21 protein-coding genes are annotated in these 24,615 nt (G+C 46.8%); 12 read left to right on the plus strand and 9 right to left on the minus strand.

The window, feature by feature from the left end; translation table 11 throughout:
- Nucleotides 1-13 precede the first annotated feature (13 nt).
- Genes cobT through AOU00_RS19575 form a run of 4 tightly spaced genes read left to right on the plus strand, consistent with a single transcriptional unit; the run spans nucleotide 14 to nucleotide 4,165 of the window.
- Complete coding sequence (gene cobT, locus AOU00_RS19560; protein ID WP_069291420.1) at nucleotides 14-1,084, plus strand: nicotinate-nucleotide--dimethylbenzimidazole phosphoribosyltransferase; 1,071 nt, start codon at nucleotides 14-16, stop codon at nucleotides 1,082-1,084.
- Nucleotides 1,081-1,641 carry a bifunctional adenosylcobinamide kinase/adenosylcobinamide-phosphate guanylyltransferase gene (gene cobU, locus AOU00_RS19565; RefSeq protein WP_069291421.1) on the plus strand — a complete coding sequence of 187 codons (561 nt, stop codon included), beginning with the start codon at nucleotides 1,081-1,083 and terminating at the stop codon, nucleotides 1,639-1,641. The genes cobT and cobU overlap by 4 nt, the downstream gene beginning before the upstream one ends.
- Nucleotides 1,638-2,507, plus strand: coding sequence for an adenosylcobinamide-GDP ribazoletransferase (gene cobS / locus AOU00_RS19570; RefSeq protein WP_069291422.1), 870 nt, complete (start codon nucleotides 1,638-1,640; stop codon nucleotides 2,505-2,507). The genes cobU and cobS overlap by 4 nt, the downstream gene beginning before the upstream one ends.
- A 38-nt stretch (nucleotides 2,508-2,545) precedes the next feature.
- Nucleotides 2,546-4,165, plus strand: a complete 1,620-nt coding sequence (locus AOU00_RS19575; RefSeq protein WP_069291423.1) for a cobyric acid synthase — start codon at nucleotides 2,546-2,548, stop codon at nucleotides 4,163-4,165.
- Nucleotides 4,166-4,262: 97 nt separating this feature from the next.
- On the opposite strand, the gene AOU00_RS19580 is transcribed toward AOU00_RS19575, so the two are convergent.
- On the minus strand, nucleotides 4,263-5,963 hold the full coding sequence (locus AOU00_RS19580) for a methyl-accepting chemotaxis protein (protein WP_069291424.1): 1,701 nt from the start codon (nucleotides 5,961-5,963) through the stop codon (nucleotides 4,263-4,265).
- Between the two features lie 497 nt (nucleotides 5,964-6,460).
- Between AOU00_RS19580 and AOU00_RS19585 the strand changes: the two genes are divergently transcribed.
- The 3 genes from AOU00_RS19585 to AOU00_RS19595 all read left to right on the plus strand — a co-directional run bounded on the left by AOU00_RS19585 (nucleotide 6,461) and on the right by AOU00_RS19595 (nucleotide 10,258).
- A complete protein-coding gene (locus AOU00_RS19585; RefSeq protein ID WP_069291425.1) occupies nucleotides 6,461-7,696 on the plus strand; it encodes a PTS transporter subunit EIIC in 1,236 nt (411 codons plus the stop codon).
- A 217-nt stretch (nucleotides 7,697-7,913) separates the two neighbouring features.
- The gene (locus tag AOU00_RS19590) at nucleotides 7,914-9,311 is read left to right on the plus strand and encodes an L-cystine transporter (RefSeq protein ID WP_061829066.1); all 1,398 of its coding nucleotides are present in this window, start codon (nucleotides 7,914-7,916) and stop codon (nucleotides 9,309-9,311) included.
- 248 nt (nucleotides 9,312-9,559) lie between these two features.
- Nucleotides 9,560-10,258, plus strand: coding sequence for a queuosine precursor transporter (locus tag AOU00_RS19595; protein WP_069291426.1), 699 nt, complete (start codon nucleotides 9,560-9,562; stop codon nucleotides 10,256-10,258).
- Nucleotides 10,259-10,325: 67 nt separating this feature from the next.
- Here the strand turns inward: AOU00_RS19595 and AOU00_RS19600 are convergent, their stop codons facing one another.
- Together AOU00_RS19600 and AOU00_RS19605 are read right to left on the minus strand one after the other, a co-directional pair.
- Nucleotides 10,326-11,414: a M24 family metallopeptidase gene (locus AOU00_RS19600; protein ID WP_069291427.1), complete on the minus strand. Its 1,089-nt coding sequence runs from the start codon at nucleotides 11,412-11,414 to the stop codon at nucleotides 10,326-10,328.
- 72 nt (nucleotides 11,415-11,486) lie between these two features.
- Entirely contained in the window at nucleotides 11,487-12,215 is a 729-nt protein-coding gene (locus AOU00_RS19605) for an MBL fold metallo-hydrolase (RefSeq protein WP_069291428.1), read from the minus strand.
- A 197-nt stretch (nucleotides 12,216-12,412) separates the two neighbouring features.
- Here AOU00_RS19605 and AOU00_RS19610 point away from each other — a divergent pair, with 197 nt between their 5' ends.
- On the plus strand, nucleotides 12,413-12,925 hold the full coding sequence (locus AOU00_RS19610) for a GNAT family N-acetyltransferase (RefSeq protein ID WP_061829070.1): 513 nt from the start codon (nucleotides 12,413-12,415) through the stop codon (nucleotides 12,923-12,925).
- A 121-nt stretch (nucleotides 12,926-13,046) separates the two neighbouring features.
- Here the strand turns inward: AOU00_RS19610 and AOU00_RS19615 are convergent, their stop codons facing one another.
- The 3 genes from AOU00_RS19615 to AOU00_RS19625 all read right to left on the minus strand — a co-directional run bounded on the left by AOU00_RS19615 (nucleotide 13,047) and on the right by AOU00_RS19625 (nucleotide 15,225).
- A complete protein-coding gene (locus AOU00_RS19615; protein ID WP_061829071.1) occupies nucleotides 13,047-13,481 on the minus strand; it encodes a threonine/serine exporter family protein in 435 nt (144 codons plus the stop codon).
- Nucleotides 13,482-13,501: 20 nt separating this feature from the next.
- The gene (locus AOU00_RS19620) at nucleotides 13,502-14,257 is read right to left on the minus strand and encodes a threonine/serine exporter family protein (protein WP_061829072.1); all 756 of its coding nucleotides are present in this window, start codon (nucleotides 14,255-14,257) and stop codon (nucleotides 13,502-13,504) included.
- Nucleotides 14,258-14,370: 113 nt separating this feature from the next.
- Entirely contained in the window at nucleotides 14,371-15,225 is an 855-nt protein-coding gene (locus AOU00_RS19625; RefSeq protein WP_069291429.1) for a hypothetical protein, read from the minus strand.
- 358 nt (nucleotides 15,226-15,583) lie between these two features.
- Here AOU00_RS19625 and AOU00_RS19630 point away from each other — a divergent pair, with 358 nt between their 5' ends.
- Both AOU00_RS19630 and AOU00_RS19635 read left to right on the plus strand, forming a co-directional pair.
- A complete protein-coding gene (locus AOU00_RS19630) occupies nucleotides 15,584-16,315 on the plus strand; it encodes an HAD family hydrolase (RefSeq protein WP_069291430.1) in 732 nt (243 codons plus the stop codon).
- Between the two features lie 137 nt (nucleotides 16,316-16,452).
- A complete protein-coding gene (locus tag AOU00_RS19635; protein WP_069291431.1) occupies nucleotides 16,453-17,133 on the plus strand; it encodes a protein kinase family protein in 681 nt (226 codons plus the stop codon).
- A gap of 85 nt (nucleotides 17,134-17,218) precedes the next feature.
- Here AOU00_RS19635 and AOU00_RS19640 read toward each other — a convergent pair whose 3' ends face one another.
- Together AOU00_RS19640 and speD are read right to left on the minus strand one after the other, a co-directional pair.
- Nucleotides 17,219-18,637: an NAD-dependent malic enzyme gene (locus AOU00_RS19640; protein ID WP_081330736.1), complete on the minus strand. Its 1,419-nt coding sequence runs from the start codon at nucleotides 18,635-18,637 to the stop codon at nucleotides 17,219-17,221.
- Between the two features lie 272 nt (nucleotides 18,638-18,909).
- Entirely contained in the window at nucleotides 18,910-19,716 is an 807-nt protein-coding gene (speD, locus tag AOU00_RS19645) for an adenosylmethionine decarboxylase (protein ID WP_013309324.1), read from the minus strand.
- A gap of 815 nt (nucleotides 19,717-20,531) precedes the next feature.
- Between speD and AOU00_RS19655 the strand changes: the two genes are divergently transcribed.
- Nucleotides 20,532-21,380, plus strand: coding sequence for a hypothetical protein (locus tag AOU00_RS19655; RefSeq protein WP_069291434.1), 849 nt, complete (start codon nucleotides 20,532-20,534; stop codon nucleotides 21,378-21,380).
- Between the two features lie 86 nt (nucleotides 21,381-21,466).
- On the opposite strand, the gene AOU00_RS19660 is transcribed toward AOU00_RS19655, so the two are convergent.
- Nucleotides 21,467-22,480, minus strand: a complete 1,014-nt coding sequence (locus AOU00_RS19660; RefSeq protein ID WP_061829078.1) for an RluA family pseudouridine synthase — start codon at nucleotides 22,478-22,480, stop codon at nucleotides 21,467-21,469.
- A gap of 223 nt (nucleotides 22,481-22,703) precedes the next feature.
- Between AOU00_RS19660 and recQ the strand changes: the two genes are divergently transcribed.
- Complete coding sequence (gene recQ / locus AOU00_RS19665; protein ID WP_061829079.1) at nucleotides 22,704-24,602, plus strand: DNA helicase RecQ; 1,899 nt, start codon at nucleotides 22,704-22,706, stop codon at nucleotides 24,600-24,602.
- Nucleotides 24,603-24,615: the final 13 nt, after the last annotated feature.

The raw sequence follows: 24,615 nt of genomic DNA on the forward strand, positions 1-24,615 counted from the left end.
GGGAGTGGAAGGTATGAACAACAAGCTGCGTCAGCTGATCGATAGCATTGCCCAGCCGGATGGGGTGGCGGCCTCGGCAGCTTCAGCCCATTTGGACCAATTAACAAAGCCACCGGGAAGTCTTGGAAAGTTGGAAAGTGTGGCCATCAAGCTAGCAGGAATTACAGGAGTGGACAAGCCTGAATTTGATCGTAAAACGGTTATGGTCATGGCTGCGGATCACGGGGTGTGTGAAGAGGGAGTCAGTGCCTTTCCGGCTGAGGTTACACAGCAAATGCTGTATAACATGCTGTCAGGTGGCGCGGCAATTAATGTGCTGGCACGCCATGCGGGCGCAGATGTCAAGGTGGTGGATGTTGGCGTGAATGCGGATGTCACTCACGAGAATCTGTTGGATCGTAAGGTACGCCTGGGTACTTCGAATATAGCTAAAGGGCCAGCAATGCTGCGTACGGAAGCGGAACAGGCGGTTTTGGCCGGAGCTGAAGCCGTAGCAGAAGCGGTCAAAGGTGGCACACGGCTATTCGTTACCGGAGAGCTGGGCATCGGGAATACGACAGCCAGCGCTGCGGTCGTATGTGCTCTTACCGGGCTAGAGCCGGAAGTTATCGTAGGCCGGGGGACGGGTGTAGATATGGCTGGGCTTACCCGTAAAATATCGGTTGTCTGCCGCGCATTGGAGGTGAACCAGCCAGATGCAAATGATGCGCTCGACGTGCTCACTAAGGTCGGCGGTCTGGAGATTGCCGCCTTGGCAGGAGTCATCCTCGGCGCAGCCGCACATCGCTGTCCAGTCGTGTTGGACGGCTTTATTTCAGGCGCAGCCGCCCTTGCAGCGCGTGCGCTTGCGCCTGCTAGCGCTGCGTACATGCTCGCATCGCACGCCTCGGACGAGCGCGGGCACGCGGCGGTGCTCCGCGAGCTCAAGCTGGAGCCCATGCTTTATTTGGACATGCGGCTCGGGGAGGGCACAGGCGGTGCGCTTAGCTTGCACCTGATTGATGCGGCGTGCCGCATCATGCGCGGAATGGCGACCTTTGCCGATGCAGGCGTATCGGACGGTCAGGGAGCCGCGCAGCGATGAAAGCGCTCGTGACCGGCGGGGCACGCAGCGGGAAAAGCGGCTTTGCCGAGCGATTATGCATGTCGCGCGCTTCGCGCGCCTGCTACATTGCAACGGCGCAAGCCTATGACATGGAGATGAAGGAGCGCATCGCCCTTCATCGGGTCCAGCGCGAGTCTGCCGGATACGACTGGCAGACGCTGGAGGAAGCGCAGGCGTTACCGGAGCTGCTACAGTGGCTTGGTGGCGATCAAGCGTCGCAGCCCGCGCCTATGGTGCTAGTCGACTGCCTGACCCTGTGGCTGTCGAATGTGCTGCTGGCTGCAGGCGAGGACGGCGAAGCTGCGTCCAGAGCTGCCATTAATGAACTGGCGGCAGCTGTGGAGCAGTATCCAGGGCAGCTCGTCATCGTAACCAACGAGGTTGGTGACGGTATTGTGCCCGAATATCCGCTGGGTCGGCTGTATCGGGATTTGAGTGGGGTTATGAATCAGCGGATTGCCCGTCTTTGTGGTGAAGTATTTTTGGTGACGGCGGGCATTCCCGTAGAACTCAAACAGTTGGAATATAAGCTATGAGCCGCGAACGTCAGGCTGTTGCGGCGGCTTTTCAATTTTTAACGCGTCTTCCGGTGAAGGCGGAAATAGATTTTTCCCCGGATTTGCTTAAACGCAGTGCAAGTTATTATCCGCTGGTGGGAGTGGTTATTGGCATCATTGTCTGGGGCTTTGCGGCGCTTACTTCTATGGTATTGCCGCCGTTGCCGTGTGCGATTCTTACGCTTGTTGTCTGGGTTTGGTTGACGGGCGGATTGCATTTGGACGGGTGGATGGATGCGGCCGATGCCTTGTTCAGCTACCGATCTCGTGAGCGGATGCTGGAGATTATGAAAGATAGCCGTGTAGGGGCTATGGGCGTTATTGCTTGTGTGCTGCTACTCATGCTCAAGGCTTCTTTGCTGTATACGGTGCTGGTTGAACGGAATGTGTCTGGCTTGCTGCTGCTTCCGATGGTTTGGAGCCGCTGGTTTATGGTACATGCAATGAAACGCTGGCCTAAAGCCCGTAATGATGATGGGCTGGCTGCGCGTTTTGCTGATATGAGTGGTGGCCGCGTAGGGTTGGCCGTATTCTGGGCAGTATTAGTGACCCTAAGTGCTGCCGTAGGACAATATCTTCTGGCAGATTTGGCTACAGCAACAAGGGGGACTGGGAATCTGTCGTTGGCAGGATCCTACTTACAGACGTTCCTTTCGTATTCTGAGAGCCTTCCAATCTCGCTAGGTTTTGTGTTGCTTCCGGTCTTGGCTTACGGTGTTGGAACCTTCACGGCAAACCGTATTAACCGCCGACTGGGTGGACTTACGGGAGATATATACGGAACTTTAAACGAATTGCTGGAGACTGTTTTATTGTTGTTTATTGTCATTTTGTACGGGTTGTGACCAGATTTGAAATGAATTCGTTAAAGGGGAAGAGGCAATTGTCAACTTTCGAACCGTCCTACACAAACCCGGCAGCCGTATTGATGCTTCAAGGAACAGCGTCGGATGTGGGCAAAAGCGTGGTGACGACTGCGCTTTGCCGTATTTTTACGCAGGACGGATATCGTCCCGCACCGTTTAAGTCGCAAAATATGGCGTTAAACTCTTATGTTACCGAGGACGGCAAGGAAATTGGACGCGCTCAGGGGGTGCAGGCTGAGGCCTGCGGTATTGAGGCCACGACTGACATGAATCCGATTCTGATTAAGCCGGTCAAAGATATGCACTCACAAATTGTTGTACACGGTGTACCTTATGCCTATATGAGCGCCTCCGATTACCGGAAGGATTTTTTGCCAAAAGCCAAACAGACCGTTATGGATGCTCTGAGTCGGTTGCGTGATACCTATGATATTGTCCTTATGGAAGGGGCAGGCAGCCCGGCAGAGATTAATTTGAAGGACCGCGATATCGTAAATATGAATCTGGCAGGATGGGCGGATGCTCCAGTGTTGCTTATTTCAGATATCGACCGGGGCGGTGTTTTTGCCTCTCTCGTAGGAACTATCGAATTACTGGAACCCCATGAAGTACAGCGTATCCGCGGATTTATCATTAACAAATTCAGAGGTGATCTGTCTCTGCTTCAGCCGGGACTAGACTGGCTGGAAGAACGGACAGGCATTCCTGTACTCGGTGTATTGCCCTATCTGCCAGACATTCGCATTGAAGCAGAGGATTCGGTAGTACTGGATAAGAAGCCCAAACAATCTGCAAAGGATAAAGAACTGGATATTGCGGTGATACGATATCCGCGGATTTCCAATTTTACAGACACGGATGCTCTGGCCGCAGAGCCGGATGTGAGTGTTCGTTATGTCACTGAAGCCGGACAGTTGGGCGTACCGGATGCCATTATTTTACCGGGAACCAAAGACACCATTGGAGACCTACTGGAATTGCGTGAACGAGGTCTGGAGGAGGACATTCAGCAGGCCATGAATACGGGACGCACGCAGCTCGTCGGCATTTGTGGAGGCTATCAGATGCTGGGTACCGCACTATTTGATCCCGAAGCCGTCGAATCTGGGTTGCCGCAGCAGGCAGAAGGGTTAGGTTGGCTTGCTCTATCCACGACCTTTTTAAAGGAAAAGCAAACCGTACGCGTACAGGGAACCCTGTCTAATCATTGCCCGCTTTTGCTTAGCACTGCGACTGATTCAGGTTCTGCCTGCAAGCCAAGCATTGAAGGTTATGAAATACATATGGGGGTTACGGAGTATGTTACGGAACCATGCGCACCTACAGATAGAACTTTAAACCTAAGCGAAATGAAAAGGTTATTCCATATCCGGCGTGGCGAAGGAACAGCTTTTGAGGAAGGCTGGGGTACAACAGACGGTAAAGTATGGGGAACCTATTTGCACGGTGTGTTTGATAATGACCGTTTTCGCCGTTGCTGGCTGGATGGATTGCGACAAGCCAAGGGCTTGGCACCTTTAGAAAGCACTTTTACTGTACGTGAAGCCAAGGAACGAGAGTTTGACCGTGTCGCAGAAGTGGTACGGGCTCATTTAGATATGGAGCAAATTTATCGTATTATGGGAATGAATTCATAAACTTCATGGATGATTATTAAAATCGATTTTAAAAAATAAAGAGGTATCTCTACAGCCATTTTTAAGACTGTGAGATACCTCTTTTTATTGTATCGGCTTACGTAATTTTAAATTTTTGGACAGCCTTTTGCAGTTCGGTTGCTTGTTTGCTTAATTGGCGAACAACCTCGCTGTGGCTTTCCATTTCATTCAGTTGCTCATCGGCATTTAAACCGATTTCTTGAATCATATGCTGTGCATTGGCTGCGATGAGAGCTGTCTCTTCCACGGAAGCAGATACTTCCTCCGAGCTGGCGGATACCTGCTCCGTTGCTGCAGATACCGTTTGAATCGTAGCATTGATCTTTTGCATAAGCTCACTTAGCTGGTTAAAGGCTGAGCTCGCTTGTTGAACCATTTCCGTTCCCGAATGAATTTCACGGCTCACCTGGGTCACAGAGTCCACAGATTGTTGCGATACTTCTTGAATGGTAACCAAATAGTCGGAAATTTCTTGTGTGGCTTCTTTAGATTGCTCGGCAAGCTTGCGTACTTCTCCAGCTACTACGGCAAAGCCCCGTCCATGTTCGCCCGCACGGGCGGCTTCAATGGAGGCATTCAGGGACAACATTTGAATTTGCTTCGTAATATCGAAGATAGCCGAAACGATACTGCCAATGGCTTCTGAGCGCTCATTCATACTATGGATGTATCGAAGCGATTCATCGGCAGCATGTCCTACCTGTGACATTTGAGCTACAGCTTTTTGAGCGAGCGTATTACCGTTAACCGTTTCTTTTGTCGCTTCACTGATTTGATCGGATACATCATTGGCAGAGGAGGCAATGTGCTGAACACCTTGAGCGATTTCCTCCATAGCCTGTGCATTTTCAGCAGCAGCTGTAGCTATGCTGGTACTGCCCTTTGCTACTTCCTCTGCGGCAACTGTAGAGTCCTGCACTTTTACACTTATAGCCTCAGTCCGACGAAGTAGCTCGTCCGATCCTTCAACAACCGCACCGGATGTAGAAAGCACATGGCCGATCATTTCTTTCAAGTTATGAGACATGGATTGGAAGCTGCGGGCAAGTTGGGCAATTTCATTAACTCCATGAACCTTCGCTTCTTGTGAAAGATCACCTTGAGCAATTTTTTCGCTATGACGAACCAATTCAGCAATGGGTTCTACAACTTTACGTATCACGAGGGTAGAAATAATGCCGCCCAGCAGGAGCGTTGCCACTGTAATACCTATGCAAATCCATAGAATTTGTTGGGATTTTTCCTGTACAAATCCGACGTCTTCGTTCACACCCAGAACTAGATTACTACCTGATATAGCAAAGAAGGCGGTTTTGTGTACTCCGTATGAATCGCTGTAAATTTCACTGATATTCATCTCGCCTTGTTTTGCTTTTTTAATATCCTCAACAGGAATGAGTGCATCCTTGACCTTGTATACTGATTTTACATTCCGTGCGACGACTTCGGCTTTATCATCCTTCACTACCGCGATATATGCCGATTCTAATTTGAGGGTATCGACCTTGTCCTGAAGATAGGATTCCATCTGTATAGCGGAGCCGGAATCAGAACCGCTTCCTTGCCCAGCCTGAACAGCTAAGGAAATATTGAGATCCTGATACACATTTTTAGCTCCAGTTTCTAGCAATTGGTCTACCTGAGGCATGACACTGTTATTAATGATACTCATGGATATTGCATAGAAACTGATGCTGAACAAAAGGGACGCAAAGAGCTGAATCAGCAAAAACATAATTCGTAATTTCGCGCCAATGGAACGATTAAAACTCTTCATGAAAAATCTCCTCTCACATGATGGTAATAAAATCAGACGAATTCCCTGCTTGAAGTAGGCCGCTTGTCCAATAGATACTTGACACGCCATGATCTACTTGTGTTCCTTTCCTTGCTTGAAGAAAAGACTGAAAATGTTCGGATTCTATGTATATTTCAGCTGAATTCAAGGGACAAGAATGTGAAAGGGAAGTAATCCATGATTTACTAAAAAGTAGGTTAGACCTATTTTACATAATTAACAGACGGTTGAATAGTCATATTTGCCCAAAAACAAACAAAAAATATATAACTATGGTCTTAGGTGTTTAGATGTAAGTTTGATGTAAATTATCAGGTGCATAAAAACGAATAGATTACTCCTTCTTTAAAACTATTGTAAAAAAGAAGTAATATAAGTAGCATAAGGAATACGGCTTTTTTACAATATTCTTCTAAGCTTGGTTTGTAAGTTCGAAAGTGGTCTTCAATATACATATAAAAGGGGAAAAGGTTGTTATGAATCGGGATTTACTTTCCAAAGAAGTGATTTCGCAGGTCAGAGGAGAAGATACACAGGAGCTGACTTCCGGCAGTTATAGAGCTGCCACAGGGAGAAATCCGATAAGTCGACTATTAGATTATGTATCAGGCGTATTTACCCCGATCTTGCCGGCAATGATTGGTGCGGGAATGGTCAAGGTAATTATATTAGTTTTAATATCCTTCGGTTTATTGTTGTTTGATCCGCAGGTATATACTATTTTAACGGCTATCAGCGATGGGATATTTTATTTTTTACCTATTTTCGTTGCGGCAAGTGCGGCAAGAAGGCTGCGCAGCAATGTGTTTGTTGCAGCAGCCATCGCAGCATCCGTATTCCATCCCCAATTAACAAGTTTACTCCAGTCTGGTGAGGAGGTACGTTTTGCCGGTCTGCCAGTTATAGACCCACAAGCTGCTTCATCTATAGTACTCATACTTGTTGTTGTCTGGATAGCATCGTATATCGAAAAATGGTTAGACAGGTATATCCCTTATTCACTTAAATTAATGGTTGTCCCGACTTTGACACTGATGATCACTATACCTTTAATGGTGTTCGCTTTCGGGCCACTGTGGAGTTATCTCGGCCAACATGTATCCGATGGACTAGGCTGGTTGTTTGACAATGCAGAAGTATTTACAGGGTTGTTGCTCGGAGGCACGATGTCTTTGCTTATTATTGCAGGTATGCAATATATAATGCTACCGATTATGATCAGCTCGCTGACAACATTGGGTTATGATCACCTTTTTCCCGTGGTCATTGCAGCGGCTTTCGCTCAGGCTGGCGCAACATTTGGCGTATGTGTTAAATCCAAAAATGCCAAAGTCAAAACGCTGGCTGCGTCCACAGGTTTGTTGGCCATGCTAGGAATCATTGAACCGGCCATGTATGGTGTCAATATCCGTTTCAAAAAACCGTTAATAGCAGTTATGATCGGTGGAGCCGTTGGTGGGGCTTGTATGTGTCTGTTTGAAACGGAGCTTACTAGTATTGGTGTCTCTGCTGGGCTGCTCAGCTTACCTTTATTTTCTGAACCCACGCTTGTGTACGGTATTGTGGGTATGCTGATTTCGTTTGTTACAGCTGGCGTAATTACGTATTTTATGGGCTTTGTGGATGAAAAAGATGAGCATTCGCAAGGAGTATCTACATCTGGCATGAATGCTTCTCCGAACTCGGTTGTGGAAAAGAGCCCCGGCAGCTAAGTTGAATACATGTCGTTCTGTTCAGGACAAAAAACAGCAAGCCTTCGAAAGATGAAGGCTTGCTGTTTGGCGTTTTCGATAAAATCCAAATTTGAAGCTGCTTAACTATTTTATTGTTATAAAACCTACAAAAATAGTTGGTTTTGTGATATAGTATTCTTCGGATTGAAGGACACCTTATAAAACATATTAAGTATAAGTTTGGAGGAAATAATACATGGATACCTTCTTTATTATTTTAAATGTAATCGTGCTGCTTTTGCTGCTAGGCGTATTGGTCTGGATGCAGAAAAAGCACATCTCCTTTACAAAAAGGGTATTTGCCGGACTTGGCTTCGGACTGATCTACGGGGCTATTCTACAATATGCTTATGGTGCAGGCTCAGAGGTCATTACAAAATCGGTTGATTGGTTCAACCTCGCAGGTAACGGTTATGTCCGTTTGCTGCAAATGGTCGTTATTCCGCTTATCATGGTGTCGATTATTTCGGCTATTATGAATTTGAAGGGAAGACAGAACCTTGGCAAAATCAGCGTGTCCATTATTGCAGTACTACTGATTACAACGGCAATTGCTGCTTCAGTTAGTATTGTAACCAGCCTGTCGTTTGACCTAAAGGCAATTGAGATTCAAGGTGGGGAAAAGGAACAAGCACAGGGCTTGAAGATGGAAGAGCGCCTTGGAACAGTTCAGGACATGACCATTCCACAGCAGGTGCTGGAATTTATTCCTTCAAATCCTTTTGAGGATATGACGGGAGCACGTCGTACGTCGACGCTGGCGGTGGTTATTTTCTCGGCTTTTATCGGGGTGGCTGTACTCGGATTGGATCGTAAAAAACCGGAACAGGCGCAAACCTTCCGTAAAGTGATTGATGCAGTGTACGCTGTAGTGATGCGAATTGTAACTCTGGTGCTGAGATTGACTCCTTACGGTATTTTAGCACTGATCACTAAAGTAGTAGCTACGACCAATCCAGATGAAATTTTGAAGCTAATCAAGTTTGTGCTCGCTTCTTATGTGGCTCTGTTGGTCATGTTTATCATTCATCTTATTTTGCTGGCCTTGTTCGGCTACAATCCGGTGACGTATGTGAAAAAGGTATTGCCTACACTGGTTTTTGCTTTTACTTCTCGTTCCAGTGCGGCGACCATTCCGTTAAATGTTGAAACACAAACGAAAAAGCTTGGTGTGTCCGACGGCATCGCGAATCTGTCTGCGACCTTGGGAGCGACTATTGGGCAAAACGGCTGTGCTGGTATTTATCCGGCAATGCTGGCGGTTATGATTGCTCCAACCGTGGGTATTGATCCAACGAGCTGGGATTTTATCCTCACGCTGATTCTGGTCGTTACGGTCAGCTCGTTCGGCGTGGCGGGTGTAGGCGGTGGTGCCACTTTCGCTTCCCTGATCGTGCTTTCCACCATGAATCTTCCAGTGGCATTGGCAGGATTGCTCATCTCAGTCGAACCGTTGATTGATATGGGACGCACAGCGTTAAATGTCAATGATTCTATTACTGCAGGTCTCATTTCAGGCAAGGTGCTCAAGGAGAACGATCAAGACGTATTCAATAATCATGGTATGGATTTGGATGCAACGGCACACTCTTAAGTAATGATAAATGAAGGGTGTACGATCAGTCTCATATCACATCTGTAGCCTATATAACACACGTACTGTATGTACGCTGTACAAAGAGCCGGCCATAAGGTCGGCTCTTTGTATTGAGTTTAGGGCAGTGTAAATTATGGCTGTTCACAAATCCTAATCTATGATACATTAAAATAATGTTTTTCCGGCTTGCTTCGGATGAACCGCGGTTCGCAACCATCCCGCGCTATCAAAACTAGGAGGATTTCATGTTTAATCTGTTATGGGGGGCAGCTTTTGTCCTCGTCAATTTTATGTTCTTTTTGTTATGTTTTCGGTTGTTCGGTAAAAAAGGGCTGTACGCCTGGATTGGTGTTGCTACTGTACTAGCCAACATTCAGGTAACCAAAACGATTGATCTGGTCGGCATTACCACGACATTGGGAAATACGATGTATGTTTCTATGTATATGGCCAGCGACTTACTGAATGAAAAATATGGGCCTAAAGAAGCGCGTAAAGCTGTGTGGTTCGGCTTTTTCACTCTGATTATGACGACGATAACGATGCAGATGGTGCTGCAGTTCCAGCCTACTGCAACGGATTTTGCCCAGACACCGATGCAACAGCTGTTCGGATTGTTGCCAAGACTTGCGCTTGCCAGCTTGACAGCCTATGCGGTCAGTCAATTGCTGGACGTGCGTCTGTACGCCTGGATTCGCAAGTTCTTCCCGGAACGTCATCAGCTCTGGATTCGCGGCAATGGCAGCACGATGATCAGCTCGTTTATAGATACGCTCATTTTCTGTACTATTGCCTTTTACGGTTATGCGTGGGGGATATGGCTCGAGATATTATTCACCACCTACATCTTAAAATTTGTACTGACCGCGGCGGGTACACCCATTTTGTACATCGCACGCAATTTCCGCTTTATAGAAGAGGAGGGGCAAACCCTCAAGCCATGATGGCTTGGGGTTGCCCCTCCTTTTTTTCATCCTTTTTTACATACCAATATAATGAATAGCGATGGATTTATCCGAGCACTGTCAGTTCTTTTGGAAAAGAGGTAAGCACTTCAACACCATTAGAGGTGACCAAAACGTCATCTTCAATCCGCACACCGCCGAGGCCTGGCACATAGATGCCGGGTTCGATGGTGAACACGAAGCCTTCATGAAGCAGATCGCTATTGCCTCCGTGTACAGATGGATATTCGTGAACACTCATACCAAGGCCGTGTCCAACTCGATGGTTAAAGGCAGGGCCGTATCCAGCGGCTTCAACAACAGCCCGTGCTGCCTGATCTACGGATGCGCAGGAAACTCCCGGGCGAATGGCGGCAATTCCCGCTTCGTTGGAGCGAAGAACCGTATTGTAAATCGTTTCCAGCTCAGCCGACAGCTTTCCAAAAGCAAAAGTACGCGTAATATCCGAAGCATAGCCATCGGAATATACGCCCATATCAAACATGAGCAGATCGCCATGCTGTAGCTTGCGGGTGCCTGGAACACCATGAGGCAAGGCTGTTTTGGGTCCAGACAGCACTGTTGTGTCAAAGGACGGGCCATCTGCGCCGATTTTTTTCATCTGATATTCGATTTCGGCCACCAGCTCGACTTCCGTCACTCCTTCGCGCACATGGGTGAGGCCGTGGCGAAGAGCATCTTCCACCAAACGAGCTGCATGTTTCAGACGTTGTACTTCCTCAGGAGTTTTTCTCACACGCATTTCTTGAAGCACAGGACCCAGATCCACATATTGAGCCGCGCCAATAGCAGTATGTAACTGTTCATAACGGAGGACGGAGACGTGCTCCTTTTCCAGCGCGAATGTTTTCACTCCGGTGCCTGTACATTGACGCAACAGATCATATGGATTGTCCGTATCGGTGTGGGTGGATATACGAGTCACAGAAGAAGCAGCTTGGGCGGCTTCTGCATCCAGAGCGGGTACGATCAGTTCTGGTTCTTGGTCTCGAAGCAGCACGAGACCAAGAAAACGCTCATGCGGATCACTAGCAAAGCCCGTCAGGTAGTAAATATGTTTGGGATCGGTCACAAGCAGGCCATCCCAAGATTGTGATTTCAATTCATCATATAATCTTGTAATTTTATCATTCATAGAGTCTCATTCCTTTCTGTCCATGTATTCATTATAGCTCTTATTACATCATAATTTATAGCTTTGAATGGCTTACTCTCTTGCTTGACTTAATGTTTGCAGACGTGCTTGTACGTTCTGATCATAGTAGCCGCCATGGAAGCAGATTACCTTTTCAACATCCAATACCGTCAGCTTTTCGAGGCTCTTCAGAGCCAATGGCATATCCGGCGTAGCCGACTCAGCGGGACCGACCAGTTCACCTTCGACTACCAGCAGTTCATCTGCCGCCAATAGTAGCTTTTGTGCGGGCACATACAAGCTGATATGCCCGGGCGTGTGACCGGGTGTATGAATAATCTGTATGCCCCCACCATAAGGCAGATGCTCACCGTCCTCAAGAATATGAGCAAAGCGCAAATCTGGCAGGCGGCGAATCATATCCTCTGCTTGCTGCTTGAACACAGTATCCATTTGTTTAATCCGTTCCGACGTCAGCTTCACAAACGGTCGCTCTCCTGTCATGTAAGGAACGTCATCCTTATGGGCTAACAGGGCAGTATTCGGCAGCAGATCCAGCAGTGCATGAACATTTCCGATATGGTCAATATCCTGATGTGTTAAAATAATTCTTTTCACGCGGCTGATATCCTCACCCACATCTGAGATAGCCTTGCGTAATGGCTCAAATTGGCCGAGCATTCCCGTGTCAATCAGTGTAAGTCCATCCTCGTCCTTGAGCAGTACAGGATAAATAGTCGTTTTTCCAAAAAAAGATTCCATAGGTATTTCCAAAATCAAGAGTTGAGTTCCAATATTCATATTAAGCTGCTTCAGAATCCTTGACTCCGAAACATACCTCCCGTCTCATGGTGTTAAATCGCTTACCCCGTTTTTATTTTCCCTCAAGCTCTATTATAAAACCCTTTGGGACTAATCCGCAAAACAACTCGATATGGCTGATCGGGCGCTTGTCTTGTACAATAAATAAATCACACCATAGGAGGCGGATATGAATAATGAATCAGGACCAATCTTTTTCCATTGAATTTGCGTGCAGAGAGGATCTTCCCGATATTGTGGATATTTATAATTCTACGATTGCAGGACGAATGGTCACCGCAGATCTGGAACCGGTGACAGTGGAGAGCCGCATTCCATGGTTTGAGGCTCATCAGGAGAACCACCGCCCTTTGTGGGTTTTAAAGCAAAAGGGGACCATTGCCGGTTGGGCCAGCCTTCAGTCCTTTTATGGGCGTCCAGCTTATAACGGTACAGCAGAAATTAGCATTTACGTCCATGAGGATTCTCGTGGAACCGGAACAGGAAGTCGACTGGTACAGCATTTGCTAAATGAATGTCCGAGACTGGGGATTACAACGTTGTTGGGATTTGTTTTTGGTCATAATGAGCCAAGTATTGGGCTGCTGCGGAAGTTTGGTTTTGAGCAATGGGGGTACTATCCGCGTGTAGCTGTGCTGGACAGCATAGAGCGAGATTTGGCGATATTGGGCAAGCGAGTGGATGAATAATAGTTTATGACAGTTAAATATTTTTTTGTAATGTGTACAGAAAAAGGCTGTTTCCAAAATCGTCTCTACACTGCGGATGATTTTGGGAGCAGCCTCTTTTATTTTGCTATTTTCATCGCTTTTAACGCTGAGGTCTAAAACGTATGTTGTGAAAAATTTGATTAAGCACCTCAGACAGCACCAAACCGACAGCAATAGCTCCTGCGATCATCAGCGTGCTCAGGGCCAGCTCCAGTGCCTGAGGATAATGTTGTTGTACGAACTGGCGCATGGCATTATAGGCCATTCCCCCTGGAACGAGCGGAATCATGCCTGCTACGCTGAAAATAATCACAGGCATTTTGTACAGCCGCGCAAAGCCTTGACTGACGATGCCGATGAGGATCGTTGCTAAAAGGCTGGCGCTCACAGGTCCCATGCTGTCCGTGGTTGAATAATAGACCAGCCAACCTAGCATACCAACAAAACCACATTGCAGCAGCGAGCGCCGGGGGGCGTGGAAAAGTATGCCGAAACCAGCGGTGGCAATAAAGCTTGTGAATAATTGTGCAAGCATAGACTTGAATCTCCTCCGAATCACATATAAGAAATGATAACCGCAACGCCAGCTCCAATGCCGAAAGACGTCAGGCAAGCATCGGCTCCCTTGGAAAGACCCGAAACAAGGTGCCCTGACATTAAATCACGAATGGCATTTGTAATTAACAAGCCTGGAACCAGTGGCATGACGGAGCCAATTATAATTTTATCCATCATCTGTCCCCAGCCTACTATCGTTAACAGAGCCGCCAGCAAGCCGATTAGAAAAGATGCAGAAAACTCTGAGAAAAACTTGACCTTAACGAGCCTGTGAAAATACTGTACGGCTGCAAATCCGATACCGCCGCATAACACAGCTGCGGGGAAGTCTCGCCAGACACCACCAAACATAATCATAAAGCAACCGCTGGCCAACGCAGCAGCCATCAGCTGTACACGGTTGGAATAGCGGAGGGGGCCACGCTCAATCTCCGCAAGCTCCTTGACGGCAGCGCGGGGAGACAAATCACCTGTGCTGATTTTACGTGAAATGGAATTGACCTCTGTCACCTTGTGCAAATCGGTGGTCCGCTCTACGATGCGGATGAGCTTGGCAGGCTCCGAATCATTAATGGCAAAAAAAATCCCAGTTGGTGTTACATAGCTATGGGACTGAGATATGCCATAGGCTGAAGCAATGCGGGACATCGTGTCTTCAACACGATAGGTTTCGGCTCCATTTTGCATCATCAGTTTGCCCGCCAACAGACAAACTTCAATGATTTCAGGAGTAGGATAGGAATGATTATTCATACTCGCTCTCTTTCATTCGTACCGGGCCGTTCGACCCTATTATTTTCATTTATTGTAGCACAAAAAGCCGCCTTTTCAGAGGCGGTTATGTTAGGGGGAATCGAAGGTTTTCGTCAAGATTCTATCATATCGGGAATAACGGTATAGTAGGACTCTTCCAGATATGTTGCGGCCTCAGATAGGCCCATCAACTTAAGCTGTCCAGCTACAAAAGCACGAAGGGCAGAATGGGTGAACAGATGCCGTGTCTGGGCATCCCGAATAAAGGCCAGTCTGGCTTCACGCGAACCGTTATAGAACAATTCACGTACAGCTTCGCCTTGTTGTTCCCAAAGGAAAGGCTCCGTTACGGTCAAGAGGGTACTTTCCATAGAAGAGCTATGTTTCGCGGAAGAAGATACCTGAATGCCCAAGCCGTTCAGCGTAGGAGCTGCTTCATTGTGCTTCCGTTCTGCTCGCAAGCTGTCGATATAGGCAGCCATATCCTGAATCGGTTCGATACCAAATCGTTCCCGAAAGCATTCGCGTACAAACGCGGTGCGTTCATCTACAAGCTGAGGCAGTCGCTGACCTGCATGTCCAGAATAGTCGTCTCCGCTGGCGTAGTATCGTTTTAATGAACTGTTCTCTGTATAAACAACGTTTAAAAAATCCTGCAAATGACGGGCAACCACCCATACACCCGTCCAATCGACGGGAGATACGCATACGATAGGGGCCTGTGAAAGGTCCTTTTCAAGACCAAAATCCGTTAAAAAGCCATAATGTATTCCGTCCACTCCTGCGTGGGCAAAAGGAATAACATCTGGTGGTGTAGCCATATATCGTGGCGCGCGGCCCTGCTCCATAATCAATCCCAAATCAAAACTCAGAGAATGCCGGTTCGCTTCGAGCTCCTTTTCAAATTCTATAAGTGCCTCAATCAAAGGTGTAGCTGATCCATAGGCTAGGTTAGAACCGGAATCCATCGTGTATGCCTCCCTTATCCAATACATCCATAAAGCGTTCATCCCTAAAAGGTACGTGATTTTACACGAAATGTAAACCTGTATGACGAATATTTTCAAAAATGTGACCTTTTACCCGTGTGTTGTCAAATAAAACGCTTTCGGGCAAAGCAGGACAAGATACCTATGTTAGCTCGGTAGAGAAGTAAAGTGGGTTTGCGAAAATGCGGTCTTTTCAGTGTATGTTAGCAACCGTGAAGTGTGATTGCAGGATGCGCGGTGTGAAGGATAAGGTGCAACGTAACAGGCCAACGGGTATAATATCAGGACAAGGTGAAAAGGAGCGTCATCCGAAGATTTAACAGAAAGAAGTGGGCATATGAACTTGCAAAAGAAGGCTGTTTTTTTTGATGTAGATGATACGATGTACGATCATTTGCACCCTACACGCGATGCATTGCGTACAGTATTAGGATTGAGTGAACGTTTTCCTTATGAGAAAGCCTACCATCGTATTCGCTATTACAGCGATGTACTGTCGGCTAAAGGAGGACTATTGGAGGGGAAGGCAGGGCCGGATGAACTGGATGAGATGAGGGAAGGCCGTTTCATTCTGGCTTTACAAGAATTCGGGGTAGAAATTACCCGTGAGCAGGCAGTACATGTTCAGGAAGAATACTTGGATCGTCAGTACCGAATTGAGCCTTTTGAGGGGGCTACCTCGTTAATAAATGATTTGAGCTCGGCTGGCTTTTTAGTTGGATTAATTACAAATGGTCTTGAAGAACACCAGATGAGCAAGATCAAGGCGATGGCGTTGGAAAATCATGTTGCGGCAGAGCACATCTTTGTATCTGGGACCGTTGGCTATGCCAAGCCTGATCCGCGCATCTTCGAAGTAGTGAATGAGCGGACAGGAACGTTAGCAGAGCATTGCTGCTACATTGGGGATTCCTGGCGTAATGACGTGGCGGGAGCTATAGCTGCAAATTGGCAGGTGATCTGGTTCAATCACAGGAATGCTCTCCCGGAAACTGATGTGCTGGGGGACTATAAAACAGCAGCAAGCTATGCAGAGTTAAGAAGGTTGCTGCTGCCGGACGCTCGTTAGACACGGTACATACCGTATTTTTTTAAAGAATTAACCTATTTTGAAGCCATTCCAAAAGATAAACCGTAATACTATTTATCTGTTATAGAACTAACTTCATTGGTAAAGGTTTAGAACAGAGAAGGAGGGGATCGCGCATGGTAGAACAATGGAGGCAGGCAGAAGACATCATAAGTCAAGTGACCGTATACAGTACAGAGGATAATGATCCGGTTACCATTAAAACAGCTACTCAAGACGTCCGCTGTATTGGCATCGGGACAGATGCGGCCGTATTTACGCTCGATACGTTGCCAGGCTACGCGTTCAAGGTGTACTCAGACATGGCGATCGAGAAGAAAGATGCGGAGGCCGACGTATATGAGCGTTTGCGAGGGTCTGACTTTTTTCCTCATTATTACGGAAAAGGCGACAAGTATATTGTCATAAGTTATGAATCCGGTATTACGCTGCTGGATTGTTTGCTGCAAGGAATTCCTGTGCCAGAGCAGGTCATTCTGGATGTGGAAAAGGCGAGGGAATTTGTCCGATCCAAGGGGCTGAATCCCCGTGATATTCACCTTAAGAATGTACTTATGCAAGATGGGCGTGCCAAGGTATTGGACGTATCGGAATACGTGAAGGAAGGCGATGACAAGCGCTGGGAGCATTTGGTGTGGGCATATCATACGTTTTATTCCGGTATCTCGGAGGTTAAGGTGCCCTCATGGATTTTGGATACGATTAAAAAATGGTACTACAAACTGGATAACTCCAACTTTAATCTGGAGGAGTTTGCTCAGCGTGCCAGTCAATTGTTCTCTAAATGGAGGTCATAACCGCTGTAAAGATAACGGATATGAAGCTTGATCTCTCGATAGCAAAAAGGATTGCACCCGCATTTAGGGGAGCAATCCTTTTCTTTTATCTGAAATCCCGAGGCACTCTTCTGGCTGTACCGCTCGCAATGGCGGCTTGAATCACCTTTTCACGAACCCGTTGAACCGCACTCTCGTTAAATACACCTGGGATAATATACAACTTGTTTAGTTCTTCAGGACGGATCGTGCCTGCGATGGCCTCTGCGGCCGCCAGCTTCATCTCTTCGTTGATTTCACGGGCACGGCAGTCGAGCGCTGCTCGAAAGATGCCAGGGAAACAAAGTACATTGTTAATTTGGTTGGGATAGTCCGAACGTCCGGTGGCGATGACACCTGCAATGTCCTCGACGTCCTCTGGCGCAATTTCAGGAACCGGGTTAGCCATAGTGAACAGCACCGGGGCTTCTTTCATACGTTTCACGTCTTCTCGTTGCAGTATTCCACCTGCCGACAGACCGATAAACACGTCAGCGTCCTTCAGAACCTCGGACAGCGTACCCGACAGCCGATCAGGGTTGGTATGCTGTGCATACCAGTTCCACATCGGATGCTCGTATGTTTCATCAGCTGTAAGAGCCCCATGGCGGTCTACGCCAATGATGTTGACAGCCCCTGCAGATAGCAAAATTTTGGTGCAAGCCACACCCGCAGCCCCGATACCACAGACGACAATTTTGACGTCAGACAGGGCTTTGCCGACAACTTTGAGCGCATTGATCAGCCCTGCGTATAAAACGACAGCTGTGCCGTGCTGATCGTCATGAAAAACAGGTATGTCCAGCTCTTTACGTAACCGCTGTTCAATCTCAAAGCATCGTGGCGATGAAATATCCTCCAGATTAATACCGCCAAAAGCTGGGGCCATTTGCTTAATGGCCTTAATGATCTCTTCGGTGTCCTGCGTATCCAGACAGATTGGAAAGGCATCGACGGAGCCGAGCTGCTTGAACAGCATGGCTTTGCCTTCCATAACCGGCATGGCTGCATAGGGACCGATGTTACCTAGCCCGAGGACAGCGCTTCCGTCAGAGACGACAGCGACCGTGTTGCGCTTGATCGTCAAACGGAAAGCTTTGTCGGGTTCCTCGTGAATCGCCATGCATACGCGTGCCACATCGGGGGTATATACCCGGGATAAGTCATCGCGGTTTTGAATTGGGACTTTGGGCTGCATTTCAATTTTGCCTCCGAGGTGTAATAGGAAGGTACGATCAGAGATGGATAATACCTTAACACCTTGTGCTTTTTTAATTCGGGCAATCATACGGTCGATTTCTGCTGGATCGGCAATGGTCACCGTAATATCCCTCACGGTGACCTTCTCAGAGGTGCTAATGACGTCAATGGCAATCACATCTCCGCCATGTTCGTTTACCAGCGTAATCAATTGACCAAATTGGATGTGCCCGGTGGAAATTTCCAATCGTAAAATGATGTTTTTACCGCCAATACCGCCTTGCATACAAATTCCTCCTTTGTTTTCCATAACAAAATCATACGTAGAATCAATTGATTGCGCTTACAATAAGGAGCGGATGTAAAATCCATGCTGTTATTTTAAATTAGTGGTTTCTTCCCCTATCATAGTGAACAATCTCTCGCTTGTACAGATCAAGTTGAGTAATATCTATTATTTTGTATTTAAAAAAGGACGAAAGCCCGGCTATATCCCAGTCCAAGCGATCCTCCTTTTTTCAATGAAATGATCTATTTTATTTTTACGCATTCGATCTGTTATGTCATATTTTTACCGTAGTAAATTTCGTCCATTTCGATTTTGAGACGTGTTGATATATTTTGTTGCTCTTTTTCACTCAGGCTTTCCTTGGTGTAGCCGAACAGGTAATTGTCCAGATCGAATTGTTTTAGCTTACATTTGGTATGGAAAATATTTTCCTGATACACATTCACGTCGATCATGTCATACTGACTGCGCACTTCGTCCGGAATATAGTTTTGAATGGAGGCGATATCATGGTCGATGAAAAGCTTATGTCCATTCGTATCACGTGTGAAGCCGCGCACCCGATAATCAATCGTCATAATGTCGGTGTCGAAAGAATGAGTCAAATAGTGGAGTGCCTTGAGCGGGGAGATTTCCCCACAGGTAGAGACATCAATATCTGCTCGAAACGTACTGATCCCCTCGTCTGGATGATATTCCGGGTAGGTGTGAACCGTAATGTGGCTTTTATCCAGCTGTATCACGACAGATTCAGGTAGGGGGCCGGGTGACTCGGCATAAGATTCAGTCGGTACCTCCACAATGGGTCCTTCTGATATAAGTACGGTCACGCTGGCTCCTTGAGGTACATAATCCTGCTGGGCTACGTTGAGCACGTGGGCGCCGATAATGTCAGATACATTTTTTAAAATAGCTGTCAGTCGATCTGAGTTGTATTGTTCATCAATATATTCAATATACGCCTCGCGTTCTTCTTTGGTTTTGGTGTAACAAATATCGTACATGTTGAAGCTCAATGATTTGGTCAGGTTGTTAAATCCGTGCAGGGTAATCCGCTGTTCCGGTGTTATGGTCATAGGCTATTTCCCCTTATAGTCGCAGTATTCGTACATAATATTCCCAACACGCCTTTTCATATACCGATTCATAAAATCAGTTTTGTAGTGAATCCATTTCATAATACCTTTAGTAGCTTTAATAAAGAGTACATATAGATCAAAATGGTTCAATTTGTCTATATGTAGTATACACTTCGTTAGTTTAATCATTTATGAAATCGATTCTTAACTGTTAGATTAAAGGCTTGAACAAGTATGTCTTACCCGTTTGGCATAATTAAAAACAGGTAGGGGAGTGGCTTTGTTTTTACATGTATGGAAATTTTAATGTATATATATTTTATTTCTTACTCAGCAATTTTTAAGTAACAGGACTTATAATGTGGACTATGCATACGAAGAAGGAACTGAATGGACAGAGGAGTCGTAGTAAGACATAAGAACCGGGTTAGTAATTCATTAATTCATTAATTTAATGTGTTTCACCTTCACAATGCCGAAAGCTTAACCGAATATGATTATAGACCCAAAAAAATAGTGATTTTGTATATTGCGAAAATCGAGAAAAGCAACTTCAGCTAATAATATGCGTATAATGAAATAAACGTAAGAAGCTGAGAATTATGAAGTTAAAATGAATTTTGATAGCAAAATTCATTTTATAAACCGATCAAATATTACTATAAGGATTTTACAAAATTCGATTCCAGTCGCTCCGAAGTGCAAGTTATAGACGAACTAAACCATTTCGATCTATATGTTGTTCATTGGAATTTGCTTATTGGATTTTTGCAAAATCCTCTACTGTAAAAAACGGTGGAAGGAGTATCAAGATGCTGGCTTTGTCCGATCCGGCCTGGACTCTACTCCAAGGCCCCTACGGTTCCTCTCAATACGTCCCAGAAATGTTGAAACAGCTCCAAGCCGGATATGACGGCGAAATGGCTGACACCTTGTATTGGGAGGAACTGTATCACCAAAATACATTGTATACTTGTACATTTGCGGCTGTTCCTTACCTTGTAGACATTGCGTTAAAAAGTTCTGATATAGGGATTCGTGCAGATATATATAACATTTGCGGAATATTCGAAGCGAAGAATAACAATCCCTTACATACCAAAGTTCCATTGGAATTTACAAGGGATCAGGTGAAAGTGGATTCTAGTGTGGCTGAATATATTTATGCGCAATATCGGTGTGCCATTGTCCGACTTGCAGAATTGACTGAAGAAATGGTGCTCTATGCGAAAGAACACGAAGGAGATGTAGGTAAACGCTATGTTCTGGCTGCGGGTGCCGCTTTTCAGGGTTATCGCAGCATAGCTTATATGCTACAAAGTTTCGATACAGGTGACGAATATACGCTGGATTGTCCGCATTGCGGTACCCCGCTCTATATTTGGCCTGATGAACAGAATGACACCCTGGTTGTCTATGATAAGGACCCTGTAAATTCAGACAATCTGGTTCCCCACCCAATCCGCCCCCGTTCATTGGACCATAAAGGTGCTAATATACAGTGGTTACACGAATATGCCCAAAAAATTGAAGAGAACAAGCTTCTTGCTCAATTACCCTATTTAATCGGTTGGCTAGATTGTCCAGCGTGTAATACGCCCATATATATATGGGATGAGTTGATGAAAATGGCTGATGGTGTTCGGAGGTATACCGCTTAATCAATCAAAAAAAGGGTGCTGTTTTCTACAGCCCCCTCATTTCCTCTTCTATTTTTCCATCTAATCTCCGTATGCTTTGCTCAATTCTACTCCCGAAACGGATTCAAAAAAGTTTTAGGAATATCGGATTCAAAACGCAGCAATACTCCGGTGACGGGATGAATAAATGACAATACCCTCGCATGTAGGCCAAGGCGCCCAATCGACTTGGATTTGGAACCGTATTTTTTATCTCCAACAATTGGATGACCGATATCCTCCATATGTACGCGGATTTGATTTTTGCGTCCGGTTTCCAAACGTACTTCCAGCAAAGAAAAATGACGATTGGCTTGAAGTAGCTTGTAATGAGTGACTGCGTGCTGTCCGTCATTCGGATAAGGACTGGAATACATTTTTAGCGTCTTGCTTTCTTTCAGCCATGAGGTGATTGTACCCTCAGCTTTTTTAACCTGTCCTTCTACAAGAGCAATGTATGTTCGTTCATACACAACTTCCTTCCACGCTTTTTGCATTTCCTGCTGTATGGCTTCGCTTTTTGCAAACATCATCACTCCTGATGTATCACGATCCAAACGATGCAGTACAAAAATACGATTGTACGGATGTTCGCGCCTCACATGGGCCGTAAGCTGGCGATAGGCTGTTACTTCCTGCTCCTGCGCTGAAGCCACGGACAGCAACCCGGCATCCTTATGGATAACGATAATGGCTTCATCCTCATGCAAGATACGTAGCCCAGTCAGTGGTACGACGGGAGTTACTTTTTCCTTGGAAAGCGCGACAGTCTGACCTTGCTCCAGTGGAAAATTGTGCACGGTACGCGGAATGCCGTTGACGGACACCTGCCCACGAGCCAGTGCTGATTTAATGGAGTTACGACCCATGCCAGTCACATGCTCTACTAAAAAGCTTAACAGCTCGGCAGGCTCCTGGACGATGTATGTTTTGGCAGGGGCTTTATCAAAAGCATTCGTTCTCCGTTGAGCTTCCGGTCTATGGGAGCCAGATCTTCCGGCAGGTTTATGACTGCGTTTGGAATGGCTTGCGTTTGACGTAGATTTTGTATGATTTTTCCGTTGGGGTTTCCGATTGTTCATGGGTTCTTTCTCCTTCTTGGAACCGTGTCTCTTCATAATTATGGACAAATTTGCGGCACCGTGTTCACTATATCATGAGAAAACAGCGAACGCCATAAGGGACTAAACCAGATTGGCAGTCTTCTAGCGGTTGAACATTACCCTGAACCCCGGTAAACTAAAGGTAACGAAAGAAAAGCCGATATGCGTCAAGGACGCTAGAAATATGAGGAGTTTTGAAACTATGAGTGTACAAGCACCAACATTGGAACGGGCGCAGGACTTGCTGCAAAAATTTTATGGCTATCCCGATTTCCGGGAGGGACAAAAGAAAATTGTGGCCAGTATGCTGGAGGGCAACGATACGTTGGGCATCATGCCGACAGGGGGCGGAAAATCGATATGCTACCAGATCCCCGCGTTGTTGCATGAGGGGCTGACCATTGTCGTGTCACCGCTCATCTCGCTGATGAAGGACCAGGTGGATGCGCTGACCACAATGGGGATTGCTGCTGCCTACATCAATAGTACGTTGAGTGGTCGAGAAGTGAATGATCGCATACGAGCCGCACGGAATGGTGACTTGAAGTTACTGTATGTCGCACCGGAACGACTGGAATTGGACTGGTTTCGCGATGAAATGGCTCAGTTGCCGATTTCCTGCGTTGCGGTAGATGAGGCTCACTGCGTATCCCAATGGGGCCATGATTTCCGTACCAGCTACCTGGCGGTGGCTCCATTCGTGGACGGGCTGTATGAACGCCCAATCGTGGCGGCGTTTACGGCAACGGCGACACCGCAGGTCATGGATGATATCGTGCGTCTGCTTCGTCTGCGCTCACCGGAGACGTTCGTTACAGGCCTTGGACGGCCCAATTTGGCGTTCAGTGTGCTGCGTGGGGAAGACAAACGCAGCTTTTTACTGAATTATACCCGTGAGCATGAGGGTGAATCGGGCATTATTTATGCGGCGACACGTAAGGACGTGGACGATTTGTACCAACGGCTACGTGACGCAGGCATGGCGGCCGGACGCTATCATGCCGGGATGACAGATCAGGAACGTGCAGATAGCCAGGAAGGGTTTCTGTACGACGATATCCGTGTCATTGTAGCAACCAATGCCTTTGGCATGGGGATAGATAAATCGAACGTACGCTATGTCATTCACTACAACATGCCTAAAAATATGGAGGCTTACGTACAAGAGGCGGGACGAGCAGGACGTGATGGCGACCCGAGTCAATGTATTTTACTGTTCGGACCGCAAGATATTGTGACGCAGAAGTTCCTGATTGAGCAAAATCCACAGGATGAAGACCGCAAGCGCAACGACTACCGCAAACTCCAGCAGATGGTTGATTATTGCTACACGACTCGTTGCCTACGTACGGCACAGCTTGAGTATTTCGGAGAAGCGGAGGAGCATGAAGCTTGCGGCATATGCAGTTCATGTACAGATGAGCGGGAATTGGTTGATATGACCATAGATGCGCAGAAGATTTTTTCGTGCATTCATCGCATGCGGGAACGTTATGGGGTCTCGATGGTCGCTTCGGTGTTGAAAGGATCGCGTAACAAAAAAGTGCTGCAATATGGTTTTGACAGCCTGCCGACCTATGGCGTGATGGGCAACCGGACGGAAAAAGAAATTGCCGAAATTATCAATGTTCTTGTTTCGGAAGGCTATCTGATGTTGTCCGAGGGACAATATCCGGTTGTACGCTTGCAGCAGCTTGCGGCTGAGGTGCTGAAAGGCCAGCGAGAAGTCATGCAGCGTGTGGTGCGACATGCCACGGCTTTTGCAGGTGGAGCAGGTTCACGCGGACGACAGGGACGCGATGCATACCCGGCTGCAGTCAACGAAACCGTGTTCGAGCAATTGCGCCTGATTCGCCGCGATCTGGCCGCTCAGGAGCATGTACCGTCTTATATCATTTTCAATGATGCAACGCTGCGTGAGATGAGCGTAGCGAGCCCGCAATCCGAGGCAGACATGTTGCGGATCAAGGGTGTCGGCGAAGTGAAGTTCCGCAAGTACGGCAAGCCGTTTCTTGATTTTTTCCAAAATCAGGGGAATATCGGGGGGACGGTAAGTGAGGATGAGATTTATGCAGACGATGTGTACGAGGATTTTGAATAGCTATACTAAGGTA

This window comes from Paenibacillus polymyxa (assembly GCF_001719045.1).
In the GTDB taxonomy this organism is placed as follows: Bacteria; Bacillota; Bacilli; order Paenibacillales; family Paenibacillaceae; genus Paenibacillus; species Paenibacillus polymyxa_B.

Coding starts and splice junctions, on each gene's coding strand:
- cobT (WP_069291420.1), top strand. CDS start 14: ATGAACAACAAGCTGCGTCAGCTGATCGATAGCATTGCCCAGCCGGAT.
- AOU00_RS19640 (WP_081330736.1), bottom strand. CDS start 18,637: ATGCAAGGCGGTATTGGCGGTAAAAACATCATTTTACGATTGGAAATT.
- AOU00_RS19585 (WP_069291425.1), top strand. CDS start 6,461: ATGAATCGGGATTTACTTTCCAAAGAAGTGATTTCGCAGGTCAGAGGA.
- AOU00_RS19605 (WP_069291428.1), bottom strand. CDS start 12,215: ATGAATATTGGAACTCAACTCTTGATTTTGGAAATACCTATGGAATCT.
- AOU00_RS19610 (WP_061829070.1), top strand. CDS start 12,413: ATGAATCAGGACCAATCTTTTTCCATTGAATTTGCGTGCAGAGAGGAT.
- AOU00_RS19580 (WP_069291424.1), bottom strand. CDS start 5,963: ATGAAGAGTTTTAATCGTTCCATTGGCGCGAAATTACGAATTATGTTT.
- cobS (WP_069291422.1), top strand. CDS start 1,638: ATGAGCCGCGAACGTCAGGCTGTTGCGGCGGCTTTTCAATTTTTAACG.
- AOU00_RS19635 (WP_069291431.1), top strand. CDS start 16,453: ATGGTAGAACAATGGAGGCAGGCAGAAGACATCATAAGTCAAGTGACC.
- AOU00_RS19655 (WP_069291434.1), top strand. CDS start 20,532: ATGCTGGCTTTGTCCGATCCGGCCTGGACTCTACTCCAAGGCCCCTAC.
- AOU00_RS19620 (WP_061829072.1), bottom strand. CDS start 14,257: ATGAATAATCATTCCTATCCTACTCCTGAAATCATTGAAGTTTGTCTG.
- speD (WP_013309324.1), bottom strand. CDS start 19,716: ATGACCATAACACCGGAACAGCGGATTACCCTGCACGGATTTAACAAC.
- cobU (WP_069291421.1), top strand. CDS start 1,081: ATGAAAGCGCTCGTGACCGGCGGGGCACGCAGCGGGAAAAGCGGCTTT.
- recQ (WP_061829079.1), top strand. CDS start 22,704: ATGAGTGTACAAGCACCAACATTGGAACGGGCGCAGGACTTGCTGCAA.
- AOU00_RS19615 (WP_061829071.1), bottom strand. CDS start 13,481: ATGCTTGCACAATTATTCACAAGCTTTATTGCCACCGCTGGTTTCGGC.
- AOU00_RS19660 (WP_061829078.1), bottom strand. CDS start 22,480: ATGAACAATCGGAAACCCCAACGGAAAAATCATACAAAATCTACGTCA.
- AOU00_RS19590 (WP_061829066.1), top strand. CDS start 7,914: ATGGATACCTTCTTTATTATTTTAAATGTAATCGTGCTGCTTTTGCTG.
- AOU00_RS19600 (WP_069291427.1), bottom strand. CDS start 11,414: ATGAATGATAAAATTACAAGATTATATGATGAATTGAAATCACAATCT.
- AOU00_RS19625 (WP_069291429.1), bottom strand. CDS start 15,225: ATGGATTCCGGTTCTAACCTAGCCTATGGATCAGCTACACCTTTGATT.
- AOU00_RS19630 (WP_069291430.1), top strand. CDS start 15,584: ATGAACTTGCAAAAGAAGGCTGTTTTTTTTGATGTAGATGATACGATG.
- AOU00_RS19595 (WP_069291426.1), top strand. CDS start 9,560: ATGTTTAATCTGTTATGGGGGGCAGCTTTTGTCCTCGTCAATTTTATG.